This is a genomic window from Desulfothermus naphthae (genome assembly GCF_054657475.1).
This window is the reverse complement of the sequence record NZ_BAAHYQ010000001.1, coordinates 1,362,205-1,377,616: the sequence shown is the minus strand read 5'-3', so window position 1 is coordinate 1,377,616 and position 15,412 is coordinate 1,362,205. Positions and strand designations below refer to the sequence as shown.

At 33.8% G+C, this 15,412-nt stretch carries 22 protein-coding genes and 1 pseudogene; 14 read left to right on the top strand and 9 right to left on the bottom strand.

The window, feature by feature from the left end; translation table 11 throughout:
- From ACYQ1E_RS06705 to ACYQ1E_RS06660, 10 genes are all read left to right on the top strand, one after another.
- On the top strand, positions 1-1,692 hold the full coding sequence (locus tag ACYQ1E_RS06705; protein ID WP_459876903.1) for a GspE/PulE family protein: 1,692 nt from the start codon (positions 1-3) through the stop codon (positions 1,690-1,692).
- Between the two features lie 5 nt (positions 1,693-1,697).
- Positions 1,698-2,918, top strand: coding sequence for a type II secretion system F family protein (locus tag ACYQ1E_RS06700; RefSeq protein ID WP_459876900.1), 1,221 nt, complete (start codon positions 1,698-1,700; stop codon positions 2,916-2,918).
- 231 nt (positions 2,919-3,149) lie between these two features.
- Entirely contained in the window at positions 3,150-3,395 is a 246-nt protein-coding gene (locus tag ACYQ1E_RS06695) for a sulfurtransferase TusA family protein (protein WP_459876896.1), read from the top strand.
- A gap of 106 nt (positions 3,396-3,501) precedes the next feature.
- The gene (locus ACYQ1E_RS06690) at positions 3,502-3,786 is read left to right on the top strand and encodes a hypothetical protein (protein WP_459876893.1); all 285 of its coding nucleotides are present in this window, start codon (positions 3,502-3,504) and stop codon (positions 3,784-3,786) included.
- Between the two features lie 11 nt (positions 3,787-3,797).
- Positions 3,798-3,968 (top strand): hypothetical protein, encoded by a 171-nt coding sequence (locus ACYQ1E_RS06685; protein WP_459876891.1) that lies wholly within the window; start codon positions 3,798-3,800, stop codon positions 3,966-3,968.
- A 26-nt stretch (positions 3,969-3,994) separates the two neighbouring features.
- A complete protein-coding gene (locus tag ACYQ1E_RS06680) occupies positions 3,995-4,300 on the top strand; it encodes a DsrE family protein (RefSeq protein ID WP_459876888.1) in 306 nt (101 codons plus the stop codon).
- A gap of 248 nt (positions 4,301-4,548) precedes the next feature.
- Entirely contained in the window at positions 4,549-5,376 is an 828-nt protein-coding gene (locus ACYQ1E_RS06675) for an SAM hydrolase/SAM-dependent halogenase family protein (RefSeq protein ID WP_459878472.1), read from the top strand.
- Positions 5,373-5,786, top strand: coding sequence for a PaaI family thioesterase (locus tag ACYQ1E_RS06670; RefSeq protein ID WP_459876885.1), 414 nt, complete (start codon positions 5,373-5,375; stop codon positions 5,784-5,786). The genes ACYQ1E_RS06675 and ACYQ1E_RS06670 overlap by 4 nt, the downstream gene beginning before the upstream one ends.
- 15 nt (positions 5,787-5,801) lie before the next feature.
- Positions 5,802-6,767, top strand: coding sequence for an MBL fold metallo-hydrolase (locus ACYQ1E_RS06665; RefSeq protein ID WP_459876882.1), 966 nt, complete (start codon positions 5,802-5,804; stop codon positions 6,765-6,767).
- 48 nt (positions 6,768-6,815) lie between these two features.
- Positions 6,816-7,703: a radical SAM protein gene (locus ACYQ1E_RS06660; RefSeq protein WP_459876879.1), complete on the top strand. Its 888-nt coding sequence runs from the start codon at positions 6,816-6,818 to the stop codon at positions 7,701-7,703.
- A 96-nt stretch (positions 7,704-7,799) separates the two neighbouring features.
- Here ACYQ1E_RS06660 and ACYQ1E_RS06655 read toward each other — a convergent pair whose 3' ends face one another.
- From ACYQ1E_RS06655 to ACYQ1E_RS06620, 8 genes are all read right to left on the bottom strand, one after another.
- The gene (locus ACYQ1E_RS06655; protein ID WP_459876876.1) at positions 7,800-8,948 is read right to left on the bottom strand and encodes a hypothetical protein; all 1,149 of its coding nucleotides are present in this window, start codon (positions 8,946-8,948) and stop codon (positions 7,800-7,802) included.
- A 252-nt stretch (positions 8,949-9,200) separates the two neighbouring features.
- On the bottom strand, positions 9,201-9,398 hold the full coding sequence (locus ACYQ1E_RS06650; protein ID WP_459876873.1) for a hypothetical protein: 198 nt from the start codon (positions 9,396-9,398) through the stop codon (positions 9,201-9,203).
- A 96-nt stretch (positions 9,399-9,494) separates the two neighbouring features.
- Positions 9,495-9,818: a hypothetical protein gene (locus ACYQ1E_RS06645; protein ID WP_459876871.1), complete on the bottom strand. Its 324-nt coding sequence runs from the start codon at positions 9,816-9,818 to the stop codon at positions 9,495-9,497.
- A gap of 5 nt (positions 9,819-9,823) precedes the next feature.
- The gene (locus ACYQ1E_RS06640) at positions 9,824-10,207 is read right to left on the bottom strand and encodes a hypothetical protein (protein WP_459876868.1); all 384 of its coding nucleotides are present in this window, start codon (positions 10,205-10,207) and stop codon (positions 9,824-9,826) included.
- A 202-nt stretch (positions 10,208-10,409) separates the two neighbouring features.
- Positions 10,410-11,264, bottom strand: coding sequence for a PGN_0703 family putative restriction endonuclease (locus ACYQ1E_RS06635; protein WP_459876866.1), 855 nt, complete (start codon positions 11,262-11,264; stop codon positions 10,410-10,412).
- 16 nt (positions 11,265-11,280) lie between these two features.
- Complete coding sequence (locus tag ACYQ1E_RS06630; RefSeq protein ID WP_459876863.1) at positions 11,281-11,532, bottom strand: hypothetical protein; 252 nt, start codon at positions 11,530-11,532, stop codon at positions 11,281-11,283.
- Positions 11,533-11,738: 206 nt separating this feature from the next.
- The gene (locus ACYQ1E_RS06625; RefSeq protein WP_459876860.1) at positions 11,739-12,092 is read right to left on the bottom strand and encodes a type II toxin-antitoxin system PemK/MazF family toxin; all 354 of its coding nucleotides are present in this window, start codon (positions 12,090-12,092) and stop codon (positions 11,739-11,741) included.
- On the bottom strand, positions 12,085-12,327 hold the full coding sequence (locus ACYQ1E_RS06620) for a hypothetical protein (protein WP_459876857.1): 243 nt from the start codon (positions 12,325-12,327) through the stop codon (positions 12,085-12,087). The genes ACYQ1E_RS06625 and ACYQ1E_RS06620 overlap by 8 nt, the downstream gene beginning before the upstream one ends.
- A 424-nt stretch (positions 12,328-12,751) precedes the next feature.
- Between ACYQ1E_RS06620 and istA the strand changes: the two genes are divergently transcribed.
- Both istA and ACYQ1E_RS06610 read left to right on the top strand, forming a co-directional pair.
- A complete protein-coding gene (gene istA / locus ACYQ1E_RS06615; RefSeq protein ID WP_459876854.1) occupies positions 12,752-13,411 on the top strand; it encodes an IS21 family transposase in 660 nt (219 codons plus the stop codon).
- Positions 13,369-14,205 (top strand): Mu transposase domain-containing protein, encoded by an 837-nt coding sequence (locus tag ACYQ1E_RS06610; RefSeq protein WP_459876851.1) that lies wholly within the window; start codon positions 13,369-13,371, stop codon positions 14,203-14,205. The genes istA and ACYQ1E_RS06610 overlap by 43 nt, the downstream gene beginning before the upstream one ends.
- A 187-nt stretch (positions 14,206-14,392) precedes the next feature.
- On the opposite strand, the pseudogene ACYQ1E_RS06605 reads toward ACYQ1E_RS06610, so the two are convergent.
- A pseudogene (locus tag ACYQ1E_RS06605) lies at positions 14,393-14,533 on the bottom strand (IS1380 family transposase); the annotation flags it as partial.
- Between the two features lie 107 nt (positions 14,534-14,640).
- Between ACYQ1E_RS06605 and ACYQ1E_RS06600 the strand changes: the two are divergent.
- Positions 14,641-14,880 (top strand): hypothetical protein, encoded by a 240-nt coding sequence (locus ACYQ1E_RS06600; RefSeq protein WP_459876847.1) that lies wholly within the window; start codon positions 14,641-14,643, stop codon positions 14,878-14,880.
- Positions 14,873-15,325: a PIN domain-containing protein gene (locus ACYQ1E_RS06595; protein ID WP_459876844.1), complete on the top strand. Its 453-nt coding sequence runs from the start codon at positions 14,873-14,875 to the stop codon at positions 15,323-15,325. The genes ACYQ1E_RS06600 and ACYQ1E_RS06595 overlap by 8 nt, the downstream gene beginning before the upstream one ends.
- Positions 15,326-15,412 lie beyond the last annotated feature (87 nt).

Below are 15,412 nucleotides of genomic sequence, written 5' to 3'. Positions count from 1 at the left end.
ATGAAGAGAAAAAAATTAGGTGAAATCTTAATTGAAGAGGGTGTGTTAAGTGCTAAAGAATTACAGCAGGCTCTAAAGGAAAAACCACAAAACCAAAAACTAGGGGAATACCTAGTTAAATCTGGGATCGTAAAGGAAGAAGAGTTGGTTAGGGCGCTTAGTCGGCAATTAAATATACCCTTTTTTGTCCCTGAGCGCTATTCTTTGGACCCTTCTCTTCAAAAGATTTTGCCATATGAGATTGCCTCTAGAAATAGGGTGGTGCCTTTGGCCCTAAAAGATAGGGTCCTGGTTTTGGGGATGGAGGATCCCTTGGATTTAGAGGCCGTAGATGAGGTGGAAATATATACAGATAAAGAAGTTGATCCTGTAGTATGTAGTCCATCTCAAATAGATCAGCTTTTAAATACCCTATATGGAACAGAACGGGATTTAACAAAGGTTATTGATGAAATTGATAAATTAGAGGTCTTTAGTGGGGATGAAACAGATATTGAAGGAGAACTTGATATATCAAATTTGGCTGGGCTTGCTGAAGAAGCTCCAGTTATTAAATTAGTTAACTCTATTTTGTCCCAGGCAGTTAAAGAAAAGGCAAGTGATGTTCATATCTCACCTGAAAGAAATAGGATCCAGGTGAGATTCAGGATAGATGGAATATTGTATGAAAGACCAGCTCCGCCAAAAAAAATGTTTTTGGCCATAGCCTCAAGGATCAAGATACTTGCAAATTTGGATATAGCCAACACCAGAATACCCCAGGACGGTAGATTTACAATAAGGCTTGAGAACAAGGAAATAAATGTCAGGGTTTCCACCCTTCCTACTATTTATGGTGAAAATGTAGTGCTAAGATTGCTGGATATGAGCAGACGCATGTATACCCTGGAGCAGCTTGGTTTTGATGAGAGAAATAGGAAAATTATTGAAGAAGTTATAAAAAGTCCCCATGGCATGATCCTGGCCACTGGACCTACTGGAAGTGGAAAGTCCACTACTCTATATACAATTTTAAATATGATAAATAAACCTGAAATAAATATTATTACCCTTGAAGATCCAGTTGAGTACAGGATGAAGAATGTAAGACAGGTACAACTCAATAGAAAGGCTGGGATGACTTTTGCGAGTGGGCTCAGGTCAATCCTCAGACAGGACCCAGACGTTGTTATGGTTGGAGAAATAAGGGATAGGGAAACTGCAGAGATAGCTGTCCAGGCCGCTCTAACTGGTCATAAGCTGTTGTCCACGGTTCATACAAACGATGCAACAAGCGCAATAACCAGGCTTTGCGATATGGGTATAGAGCCCTTTTTAGTGGCTTCTACTTTGCTTGTGTCTATTGCACAAAGGCTTGTTAGACGTATATGTCCATACTGTGAGGAAGAGTATTCCCCTGATCCAAAATTACTGCAATTTTTAGGTCTGGATAAAGATGATATAAAATACAAAAAAGGTAAAGGATGTGCCCAATGTCACTTTACTGGATTTATTGGTAGGATGGGTGTATATGAAATTTTAAAAAATGACGAGCAAGTCCAGGAACTTACAATGCAAAATGTATCATCTAAAAGGATTATAAGAGAACTTGTTGACGCAGGTAAATTAAGAACCCTTAAAGACGATGTGTTGGATAAAGTAAAACAGGGGCTTACAACTCCAGAAGAAGCAATTAAAGTTATTATCTCGTAAAGATTATGGAATTTGTATATAGGGCAATTAATGAAAAAGGCGAAGTGGTAAAGGGTATTATAACTGCAGAATCTTCTGATAAAGCAGAGAGCATCCTCTTTGAAAGAGGACTTTTCCCTGAAGAGGTTAAAAAGCAAATCCACGATAGAGGGTACTCATATCTGGACGAATTAAGGGCAAAATTTTCTTCTGTAAAGGCCCCAGAGCTTATAATGTTTACCAAACAATTTCGCACAATGTTTAGGGCAGGTATATCTGTTGTTGAAATTCTCTCTATCTTGGAAAAACAGGTAGAAAATTTAAAACTAAAAAATGTTATAAAAAAAATGCAAGAGGATATTAAAGAGGGTAAAACCTTATATCAAGCCTTTTCCTCCCATCCAGATATATTTTCCGATTTATATTGTGCAATGATCAGGGCTGGGGAAACTAGTGGTGCCTTGGTGGAGGTTATGGACAGGATCTGTTATTTATTGGAGCATGAATACAAGATCAAACAAGATATTAAATCTGCACTTCAATATCCAATAATCGTATCTGTGGCTTTAACTGGTGCATTTTTCTTTTTACTTACCTTTGTGATTCCGAAATTTGTTAGAATTTTTAAAAGCGCGAAAATTTCTCTACCCCTTCCCACAAAAATCGCAATAGCCCTTTACCATTTTTTAACTGGTTACTGGTATTTGTGTGTCCTAGGCGTGCTTGTTCTGGTATTTGGTCTTGGCTTTTATTTCAGGACAGAAAAGGGCAAACTGGTTAGAGATAGCTTCTTATTAAAAATGCCAATATTAGGCCCGGTTTTTCAAAAGGCGGCAATGTCTAGATTTTCTAGTATTTTTGCGATATTACAAGCCAGCGGCATAAGTGTATTAAATGCCCTTGACATTTTATCATCAACAATTGGAAATGCTGCGATTTCTAAAGAGTTCTCAAAGCTAAAGGAAAAATTAAGGGAAGGTATGGGAATTTCAGGGCCACTGGGTTCTGCAAAATTTTTCACTCCAATGGTAATCTCCATGGTGGCAGTTGGAGAAGAGACAGGAAATTTAGATGAGATGTTATCTGAAATTTCAAAACATTATGATGAAGAAGTAGAATATGCAGTTGCCAAGATGTCTGCTAATTTAGGCCCAATTTTAATTGTAGGTCTGGCAGCTGTAGTTGGTTTTTTTGCCCTCGCAATATTCCTTCCTATGTGGGATTTAACCAAGTTAGCAAGTACTTAACCAGGGAATAGATTATGTAAAAAATAGGCTTTGCTAAAAGCTGGATAGAAAAATTTTTAAAGGACATCCTATATTATAGGAAATTATGCACGTAACTAAAAATAAAAATAATTTTTGTAAATGGTTATTATAAAACCTTCTCAAAATTCGCTGTAAAAAAGATAGATTTGTTGACAGTATTTACAATTTTATGTAATCTCATTTGAACAAAAATTAATAGGAGGTTTAGATATGGCTTTACCAGATGTGAATGTTGATAAAACCTTAGATGCTAGGGGGCTTAGTTGTCCCATGCCCATGTTAAAGACAAAAAAGACGTTAAAGGATATGAAGTCGGGAGAAATTTTAGAGGTCCTTGGGACTGACCCAGGATCAAAAAATGACATTCCTTCTTTTTGTGAAAAGCACGGATATGAGTTTTTGGGATATGAAGACGATCCTGGAGGATTTACGAGGTATCTTATTCGGGTAAAATAATCAAATTTAGAGCAGGTGCCCTTTAAGAAGCTGGAGCGCGGTTGCCTTTCTGCTGAAGTAAATACTTTGTATTTTCAGAGGGCACTTTAATATTTGGAGGATGTATATGAAAAAGCTTGCTGTTATTGTGAGAGATAAAGAACAACAATATGAGGCCCTGCGCTCAAGTTTAGGTGCACTCTTAGAGATTCCATCTGTTAAGATGATTGTTTTAGACCATGAAATAGATATGCACGAGGCATATGAAGAAAATATGAAATTTTTAGATGAGATGGAAGGCGAGAGGTATTCAAATAACAAGGCCAATGTAGAGAAATACGGATTTAAATATGCTACATTGCATGAGATTGGACAGATATTAAAAGAAGCTGATATTGTTATTCCTTTTTAATAGGAGGATTTATGAAAGTCTTACATGTTTTAAAATCAGAACCAGATGATACAACAAAAAAGTTGATGGATGTTGTATCTGGAAATGAGAGAGATATCTTTATCTTATATCAGGACGATGTTGACTGGGATAAATTTATAGATGAAGTGTTTGCCCATGAAAAGGTAATTTGTTGGTGGTGAAAATATCATACAGAAGGGGCTTGGTTATGCCAAAACTAGGAATTATGGTGAGGGATAATAAATATTTAGATTATGTAATCAATGCGGCTAAGGCGGCGAATAAAAAGTGTATTGATGTAGAAATATTTTTTACAGGGAAAGGTGTTCTTTTGACTCAAGAAGAGAGATTTAAAGAACTGGTAGATGTTGCAAAGCTATTTGTTTGTGATGTGAGTTTTAGGGCAAATGGATTGGAAGGAAAAGATGTGCCTGGAGTAGGGTTTAAACAATTTGTTACCCAGGCAAGAAATGCTGAGATGATTGAAGAATGTGATAGATATTTAGTCTTCTGAAAAAATTTGGAATAGAATTAAATACACAGGCTGATGGACTCACAGTATCTCGCCCATCAAAACTTGCAGTGCCAATTATAAAAAATTAGAAAACAGTGAAAAAAAACTAAAGATAGAATCATCCGTTAGTACTTTGGTAAAGGGAGTTTATTTTGTTGAAAAATATGTGGGATTATGTGATTATCTGTTATGTTTTACAGGTAAAATGCTTATTCCTGATAAGGGATGTCATGAAATAAAGCCTAACAATAGGGAGGACGAAGATCAGACCAATTTTTTGCCTCTTAACAGATTTTGGTCTTGAAGACGTTTACGTGGGACAGGTAAAATGTGTTTTAGCTTCTCAAAATGTAAATGCCCAAATAATAGATATATCTCACAGTGTTCTCCCTCATAATCCATTGCATGGAAGTTTTTTTCTAAAAGCTTCGTGGAAATACCTCCCTGAAAATTCAATTACCCTTGTTGTGATTGACCCAGGTGTAGGAACCGATAGAGATATTTTAATCTTAAAAAAAGATAAAAAAATTGTCCTTGCCCCTGATAACGGAATCTTGTCTCTTGTTATAAAATCTTACTTATCTCCAAATGATATTTTTGTACTGGATATGGAGGAATTTATAGATAAAGCTGGTATAAAAAGTATGTCCAATACCTTTCATGGGAGGGATGTTTTTGCTCCATTAGCAACCTATATTGCAAATGGACAAGATATATCAGAAATATCTCATACGATAGATGTAAATACCATAAAAAAAATAGATATTCCTGATTTTAAAATAAATAAAAATAGTAATTCAATAATACTACATATTGATAGATTTGGAAATTGTGTATTAAATATAGAACAAAATATAAAAGAAAAATTACGCAATTATGAAATTTTTCTTATACCTGAAGGAAAAAAAATCCATATAGTGGATGCCTATCAAAATATACCAGATGGAGAAATAGGTATTTTAGATGGATCGCAAGGATATTTAGAGCTTGCAATAAATAAGCAAAACCTTGCAAAAAAATATGGCTTTCAAATTGGAGACAAGATTTGTTTTAGATTAATAGGAGAGGATCTATGAAAGACATAAGAGATTTTTTTTCCACACGGGATAGGTTTGCAAAATATGTTGGTATTGAAATAGTGGAGGTATCAAAGGGCAGGGCAAAGGTAAAACTTAATTTAAGAAAAGAACATCTAAATGGTGTAAATATTGTACATGGCGCTGTATTATTTGCATTGGCTGATTATGCATTTGCTATTGCATCCAATTCCCATGGACAAGTGGCTTTAGCAATAAATGCAACTATATCTTTTTTAAAAGCAGTATCAAGTGGGACTATCTATGCTGAAGCTGTTGAGCTATCCAGAAATCCAAAATTGGCGACTTATAAAATAGATGTGTTCCATGATTCAGGAGATATACTGGCTATATTCCAGGGAACTGTATATATAAAAAGACAAGATCTAAAAGATTTTTTAGATACTTAAAAGGGGTAATAAAATATGAAAGAGATAATTGATAATGTATTTAACATACAAATTCCAATGCCAAAAAATCCTTTAAAATATCTAAATTCTTATTTTATCAAAGGTAAAAACTACAATCTAATTATAGATACAGGTCTAAATCATCCTGAAGCTGAAAATATTCTCTTTTCAGCAATAGATAAGTTAAACTTTTCTCCACAAAATACAAAACTAATAATTACACATATGCATGCAGATCATAGTGGATTGGGCGTTAAGTTAAATAAAAGAGGGTTTGAAGTATGGATAAATTCCTTTGACGGTGAAATTATAAATAATCCAACAGATTGGGAAAAAATGATAGAATTTGCAAAGAAATTGGGTATGCCTTTGGATAGACTAGACGAAGCAAAAATGGGACATCCAGGGTATAGATATAGACCAATTGGTAAAGTTAACTATCATGATATCCAAGATGGGGACCTGTTTGATCTTGGCAATTTTAAATTTCGTATTATACATACTCCTGGTCACACACAGGGGCATATGTGTCTTTTTGAAGAGCAAAAAAGAATATTTATATCAGGCGATCATATCCTGTTAGACATAACTCCTAATATTTCTCAGTGGAAACCTAACTCGAGACCTCTTCAAGATTATTTAAGGAGTTTAAAAAAGGTAAGGGATCTTGAGGTAGAGTTAGTTTTGCCAGGACACAGAAGGATATTCTCCGATTTAAAGTCCAGAATAGATGAGCTTTTTTTACATCACAAAAGGAGGCTTAACGAGGTGTTAGAAATTGTCCTTGAGCATCCGGGACTTAGTGCTTATGGTGTGGCATCTTTTATGAGCTGGGATATGGATTATAAATCCTGGGATGAGTTTCCCATGGGGCAAAGGTGGTTTGCAACAGGTGAGGCACAGGCACATTTAAATTATTTGTGTGAGCAGGGAAAACTTAATTTTGAAGAAAATCTAGTAATAAAGTATTATCCAAATTAATTTATGTATAAATATATCTTTGGTCCAGTTCCATCGAGACGCCTCGGGATGTCTTTAGGTGTTGATCTTGTCCCCAAAAAGGTCTGTTCTTTAAATTGTGTTTATTGTGAAATTGGTAAAACTACAGATCTAACTCTAAAGAGAAAAGAATATGTACCCATTGATTTAGTTAAAGAAGAATTGACCCATTATTTTAAAAACAATTCCGATCCAGATTATGTTACTTTTTCAGGCTCTGGTGAACCAACCTTAAATAATAAAATTGGAGAAGTAATAGCTTTTATAAAACATATAAAGCCAAATTTGCCAGTTGCAGTATTAACAAATGGTACCCTTTTCTATGAGACTAAAGTTAGACAAGAGTTATTAAATGCAGATTTAGTACTTCCATCTCTTGATGCAGCAACTGATGATGTATTTAAAAAAATAAATAGACCACATAAGGAGTTAAAACTAAAATCCTATATTGATGGTCTTGTTTGTTTTAGAGAGGAATTTGCAAAAAAAATTTGGTTAGAAGTATTTATTCTTCCTGGCTATAACGACAACTTAGAAGAACTTCTTCTCTTAAAAAAAATAATAAAAAAAATAAACCCCGATGAAGTTCAAATAAACACACTTGATAGACCTGGTACAGTAGATAATTTAAAGGGTGCTGACTATAATGAGCTTACGAATGTTTTAAAGATTTTTAATATGCAAAATGTAAAGATAATTTCTTCTATACCAAGGGCCAAAAGGAGAATATCATATAGAAGGGACATAGAATCTGCTATTTTTGAAACTATAAAAAGAAGGCCATGCACAGTAGAGGATTTGAGCACTATACTTAATATATCTGAAAAAGAATTAAATAAGTATTTAAGAATTTTGTTAAATGAAGGAAAAATCCAGCCAGTTAGACTGGAGAGAGGTATATTTTACAAAATCAAATAATGTATCATTTTTATGGTTTTTCTTAGAAATGTAATTTCCATTACACATAGTTATTTAAAAATAAACCTCAACTCTTTTATTTATACCTATAAAAAATCATAACTCCATTGCTCTTTGTCTCATTTGCTCAGCTGCGAGATTAAAAATAGTGGCAATTTGTTTTATTTTGTCCAGAGATTGGCCCTCCACTATTCTACGGTGCACCCATTCACATATATAGAGTATTTCAGAGGAATTAAAACTCAATTCTGGATTCTTTTTTCTAATTATGTCTATAATTTTTGTTCTCAGTCGCTCCCGCCTTTTGATAGATATTTCGTAATTTTTCAAGGCTAGTTCTCTCTTTTTTTTCAATTCAGCTAAAATTCTTTCTCTACCTACTTTATCACTTGTATTTCCATTTAATTTTTCCATTTCCATCTTATAATTATTTGTAATCTGGTTCAATATGAAATTATAATGCATGCTTTTAGCTTCTTCCTTGAGGTAATTATCCAACTTTGTAAGTAAGTGACTATCTTCTGAGATAGTTGTTAGTACTTTGGATAAATCATCCACATAGTCAGACACCAATATTAAAAGGGTCTTAATTTGCTCTTTCGTTAATTGGCGTTCAACAATTTTATCATCTTCTCTAAAAACTTTAACTGTTTCCTGAGCACTTTCTATTAATTCATTTATAAACATCTCAATAAAATGGTCATATTGTGTTTTAAGGAGATCAGGATCCATTATTTTCTGTAAGATTTTCTTTCTCGCCTTTTCAACAGAAGGAGCTTCAATTTTAAATCCTATTAATTCCATACCGTATCTAGCATTAAGTGCCCTCAAAGAGATGGTTAACTTCGGCTTATCAGTGGGATTATGTTCAGTTCCAGCTAATTGATAATTGTTTAAAATAAATTCTACGAGATCTTCAATAAAATAGGGGGTAATTATGTATTCAGTTATCCATTTCTTAATATTACTCTTTTTTTCCATATTTTTTGATATGGTTTCCTCATTTTTGAGAGAAGATCCATTATCACTTTTAGTAATTGATGCTAAGACATCCTTTTTAAAAATTTTGCTTTTTTCCTCAATTGTCTTTTGAGGCTTGGATTTCATAGTTGCATTTTTAGGAGGGGTGACAATTCTATTTACTTCTTTTAATTTTGAACTCTGTTTAAATAAATAACCACCTAAAAATCCTGCTGCAATACCTAAAAAAAGAATTGAAACTATTTGAATATATTTCCGACTCATTAATTTTCTCCAAAGCTATTTATTAGCCATTTAGATATAAAGGAGTCGCATACTAATCAGATGAATCTTATAAAAAATAAGGAACAATGTAAAGTTCATTAATTTTCTAAAGTAGGAAATGTTCAGGTTTTTTAAGCCCCAGCGATTTAGGGTTGTTAATGGTGGTTCCTGCCCGCCAGTGCCTCGACAATAAGTGGTATTTAACTAGAGAAGGGAGGGTATAGCAAGTTTGTAGTTTTAATGAAAGAGTATCTAGGCGATTGGCAGGCGGGTCAGTGAAAATGGGCATAACGCCATTAGATCGTTAACAAAGCCCATAGATTTAAGGAAAGAAGCAACGCCTCTTTCATAGAAGAGGTCTAAAATGTAACCGCAAAGAATAACACGATCAAAAGATGTGGAAGAAAACTTGATATTTTTTGAAAATTGAGCAATGAAGTTGTTGTTCACAGGTAATTTTCCTCCTTATGGAGTGTGTGCTAATCACCTATTTAGGAAATTACCTGTGAACATTCAATTTTTTTTCAGGCAAAGTTATGGGACTTATCAATAACTAAGAAAGTCATAACACAAATCAACATGCAGTTTTCGGAACTTTAGTTTGCTAAAATTATGTAAAATTGCCTGCCACTTTAGCGGCTTCGTCCAACCTTTCAAATAATCTGGATCATACTTGAACTGGATAAATTCATTTTTATCTATTTGAACAGGCATATAATCTCTGCACCATATATCCTTTGTATGGGCTAAAAAATTGTAATTAATTTCAGCTTGTTGTAGTATTTCAGCTAAGTTACGCCAAAATATTGGGTATTTTGAAGGCAAAAGATCTGAAAAGTATAAAAAATTTGTTTTCCCTTCCGGAACCATTTATTTTATCTTCTAAAATTTCTACTTTTCAATCTTTCTAAATAAAGGGAAAAGTCCGAAGATTTAGTGTCATCTGTAGTTTTAAAATCATCAGAAAAAGGATTGTAACTTCTCCTGTAAAAAGAAGCACCCACTTCAAACTCCAAGTCTTTATATTCTTCAAGTTTTGATATGTTTTTTATAGAAGATCCAACAAATACCGAGACACATATTTTTTTTAAAGGATACCAAGAGATACTTTTGCTTCTTTCGTAAAGAGTCTCTCTTTGTTTTTCCGATAAAACTTCTGTTATTTCTACATGTTGAGCTGTTAATATCTCTTTATTAGAATGTTGAGCTAGTTTTAATAACTCTTTATCTTTTCTGACAAAAAGGCCTGACACTAGCATGGCGTCCTCTATAAATGTAAAAGGATCGCAAATCCACACTTTATGTGAAGAGGATTTACAATCCTTATTGAAAGATTCTAAAAGTGGATATAAACACCAGGCAGAGCGTCCATTTTCTGAAAGAAAAAGAACATGGGAAGGTTTTATCCCACCGTGGTAAAGGTGAGAGTGTCCTACCAAAATTTGTACTGTATAGTACCCATTATAAATACCTCTCTGTAAGATATTCAATATATCTGGCATGAGTTTCCCTACAATTTTCTGCTAACTTAAAGAGAAGTTCCTGATAGGTAATTGTTTGGAAGTTAATTCCATCTGCCTTGAAAATTCCCCCAATTTCTTTTATTTCCTGCTCGTGGAAATATCCTTCCTCCCCAGGTATATTGTACCAAAGATAGACAAGATAAAAATCTTTTTTCTTATATTGTTTTTTTAATCCAAGAAGATGTTTTATAAGCTGGTCAGCATAAAGATAGTTAAAGCCAGAAGTCTTTTCTATCCTAATTTTTTCTGCAAGTTTTTTCACATGAGGAATATCTTCCCAGAGATAAAAAAGATTATTTTCAAAATACGCATCGTGCATCTCTTCTTTTTTCCCCCTGGAAGAATAGGGTTCTGTAAATTTACTTTCTATGGCAATAATGATTTCTTTTTCATTTTTACAGGAGAATACTACATCTAAGTGAGGTGGAGTTTCACGACAAACAGGAAATTTTTTCTCAAACTTACAATATTCACATTCTATTTTTGGAAATCCAAGAGCTTCAATAATGGACGAATAATCATTAATTTTTATCCAATATTGAAATACATTTACTACAAGAGCGACAGATGAATGAACAGCCTGCATGGGACAGGGATCTCCTTCTAACTCTCCACCTTTACCTTTTTTAAATTGTTCCTTTACTGTATCAAGTAAAGGCTCAAAAAGATTTTCTTCCAGGGTCATTGTATAAGCCTTTTCTCCTCTATCTCTTTTACTTCCCTGAAGCTTAAGTCCTCTATTAAGTGCCCAATTAATCTGTTTACTTTTAATGTAGTGATATCCGTTTATCATTTGTTTAATATCCTGGTTAACAAAACTGCACATTAGAGCAGTTTTGGGTGGGGTATTTGTAGTCCGCCTTTTCAGGATGGCCAGCCTCACCTGGCAGTTTTTGACCATCCATAGCCCTCCACCAGGTGCAGGAACTAACCTTCTTACCACCATCTCCCAGTCCCCTAAGACAAACACTCGTCTTAAGGGAGAAAAGTCCCACTTTTATCCTGACATCAAATCTTTCTTTTTTTATTCTTCTGCTTTCCCTATAAGTTTTATTAATCATTAAGTTTTATCCTTCAGGGTTATTTTTATTTTTTTTAAACTACTTGAACAACCAGAAAACGACAACCATATGTCGTTAAGATGGAAGTTTTTTCTTATTTTTAAGAAAAATTTCGTCAAAAAACATAATAAGAAAAGAGGGAAATTAGGCACTGAAATTTCCTTTTTACTTTTAATTTGCCTAGAGTGGATATATCCTTATCTTTTTTAAGTTAGCTCCAAAACCATTTTTATAGCCTGTTCTAGTTGAAACATAATTTCTTTTTCAAGCAATCCTATACATTTAACAAGTCTTTCTTTTGAAATAGTTAACAATTGTTCGGCTTTAATATAAGATCTTTTCTTTAATCCATTTTGCAACGAAGGTTCTACTGTAATATGGAAAGGTACAGCCTTACCTTTTGTGCTTATGGCGACAACTATTGTATTTGGATAATTGGGGTTTAAATTAGCAGCATCAGTTTGCACAATAACAGCCGGTCTAAAGCCTTGTTGTTCTGAACCTCTACATGGATTCCAGTTAACCAACCAAATTTCTCCCCGCCTTACTTTTTTAATCATTTTTAACCACTACTTCTCTTTGAGATGCAAAAGCATATTCCACATCTGCCTCTTCAATATCCTTTGCGACTAAAGTAAAGGCATCGAACAAACTTTTTTTCCTTTCTTCTTTTAATTTTTCTTCCAGTAACTCAAGAATAAAAGCTGTATAAGATTTCCTCTTTTTTTCAGCAATCTTTTTTGTTTCTTCATATAGATCATAAGGCAAACGCAATGTCAGAGCTTTTTTACTCATACTTTACCTCTTAATTAATTTTTTTGATATCAACAATATATATCTAAATATGATACCTGTCAATTTGTGGTTCTAAAATCAATAAATAGTCAGTTATTGTGGTACATGTAGTGATAGGCATAAGGGTTCATGCAGTTACTATAGAAAATCTTCTCTTCTAACATGAAATATATGTACATCTTGAGAATTTATTGGGAATAGAAGTGTTAAAGCAGGATAAACTTTATTATTTAGTAGAAGATGCTATTACTTGTTTCTGACATTGCAGACTGGATAGTGTATAATTCTCATATAAAAATTAAAACCTAAAATCTGCAATTACAGTGTCAAAGGTAAAATAAATTCCTCAGGAAAAGGCCCTTAAAATTCCCCACCTGATATGATAATCACCTCTGAAAATATTTTATTCGGAGGTGAAATAAAGATGAAGGGGGTAGCTATGTATTACACTGTAAAAACAATGCTTGAGCATGGTAAAAGTATTTCAGCAATAGCAAGAGATCTTGGCATTGACCGAAAGACTGTCCGCAAAATACGAGATAGGGTGAAAAATGGGGAAATAAAGACTCCTGTTATAAAGAGAAAAAGTAAATTAGACACTTATAAAGAAGAGATTATTGGCTATCTTGAGAAGGGGTTTTCAGGAGTATTAATTCATCAGAAACTAACAGAAAAAGGTGTAGATATTTCATATAGCGGGGTGAAAAAATATGTGAGGAAACTAAAGGGCCATAGAGATACTTATGTCCCTATAGTTTCCCCACCTGGTAAAGAAGCTCAAGTAGATTTTGGTTATGCTGGTTATTTTAACTATGGAGGGAAAAAGGTCAAGACCTGGATATTCTGTATGAGGCTAAGCTTTAGTAGATATGATTATTATGAATTGGTAACAAGCCAGAATGTTTCTACATTTATCAGGTGTCATATAAATGCTTTTGAATACTTTGGAGCAGTACCTGAGATAGTAAAGATAGATAATCTTAAATCTGGTGTTTTAAAGGCCAATTTTTATGAACCTGAGTCCAGCATGAATATGCTAACATGCTTTCTTATTATGGTAGCAGTCCAATTACTTGCAAAGTAAGAAGACCTGAGGAAAAAGGCAAGGTAGAATCAGCAATTAAGTATGTAAAAAATAACTTTCTAAAATCTCTTGAAACAAAAGATTTAGAAACTGCCAGGAAAAAACTCAAAGAATGGATGGAAAACACTTGTAATAAGAGGATTCACAGTACTACGAGAAAGATACCTGCAGAAGAATTTAAAAATAAAGAAAAGCCTTTTATGATAAACCTTCCAGCAAAGAGATATGAAACTTATGCAATAGAAAAGAGACGAGTCAATAGATATGGTCATGTTTCTTATAGATATAACTATTACTCAGTCCCTTATAAATATGTAGGTGAGGAAGTAACCATTAAAGCTGGTAGAGATATTTTAAAAATCTATGATAGAGAACATAATGAAATAGCTCTCCATCCAATTGATAAAGGCACTGGCAATTTTATAACAAGAGAAGAACATATACCTAAAAGAAAACAACGAAGAAGTTCAGAATATTATGAACAACAGTGTAGCCAGATAGGCATGGGTGCTGTTTCTTTTTTCAGGAATTTAAAGAGCCACAAACCTAATGAATATCTTAGGCTTATTCAGGGTGTTCTTTCTTTACGTAGATATTACAGTGATTCCATAATAAATTCTGCATGTATTAGAGCAGATAAATTTGGTTGTTACTCTTTTAAATCAGTGAAGAAGATTTGTGAACAAGGGTTATTTGAAACTCCTGCTGAAATAGATACATCTGCTATAGGTGGCGGGTATGGTAATAATCTTAGACCTAAAATCTGCAATTACAGTTCAATCGTAAGCAACTGATTGTTCTGGACAGAGATACCTAGATATGGAGCTGTTATGTTAAAGGATATGTCTCCCTCATTGTGACTTGGAAGGCTTTTTCAGGTAGAAGCTGCGGTCAGTGGCACTCTTTACGGGTGTGTAAAGGCACACCACTGCACATGGACTTACGCAAAATCCTATTTTGGAGGATACTCTCAAAAAAAGATTAAGCAAATTGTAATGACCGGATGGAATTTTCTATCTTTATCCAACGTTCTTTGAAAAAATAATCCCTCGATAATCGAAGGAACCATTGTCGTCCCGCATGCATCAGCCGAGCTGGAACATGGATTAGAAACATGCGGATTAAAAGGAAAAGGGGACATGCAAATAATGCACATTTTTTAAATCCAAAAACTTGATTTTGTGCAAATTTGTATTATACTAAAAGTGCAATTTTTAGGAGGTAAAAAAATGAAAACAAGAGCAAAGATTAATGAAGGAATGGAACCGAAGGTTACCATTACCATACGAATTCCCCTAAGAGAGAAAATCGCTTTAGTAGAGGAAGCAAAAAGAAAGAATATCACGGTTACAGAATTGATTAGAAAAGCGCTCCAAGAGACAATAGGGATTCAAAAGAAAACTATACAATGGCCAAGACCAAGGGCTTTAGGGATAAGAGAATTTACAAGAGAAAACCTTTATGAGTAAAATATTTTTGGATACAAATGTTCTTGTTTCTTCAATTGATACAACAAGGACAAATTATAAAAAGGCTCTTCGGTTAATAGAGAAAATCAAGAGAAAGGAACTTCAGGGATTTATTTCAACTCAAATTGTGGGTGAGTTTTATGTTTCTCTTACGCGAATCTTTGGAGGTATAGAAGCACCATTGACCCCAGAAGAAGCAAAGGAAGAAATTGAACAAATGTTATCTTCTGATATATTCATTGTCCTTCCTGTCACAGAGCTTATTTTGAGAAAAAGCCTCATCCTTTCTTCTAAGAAAGGTATAAAAGGTGTAAATTTTTGGGATGTTGTAATAATAGCTACTATGTTAGAGAATGGAATATCAATTCTTTACACAGAAAATTTAAAAGATTTTAAAAAAGTTACAGATGTGGTCGTTGTAAAGGACTTGCAAGGAATTGAATAAAAGTTGACGGGGACAAAAAAGGGACAAAAAAGGGGACATCCATGATAAGTATGTCAAGAGGGAAGACGGAGTTTTCCCTCCACCCTC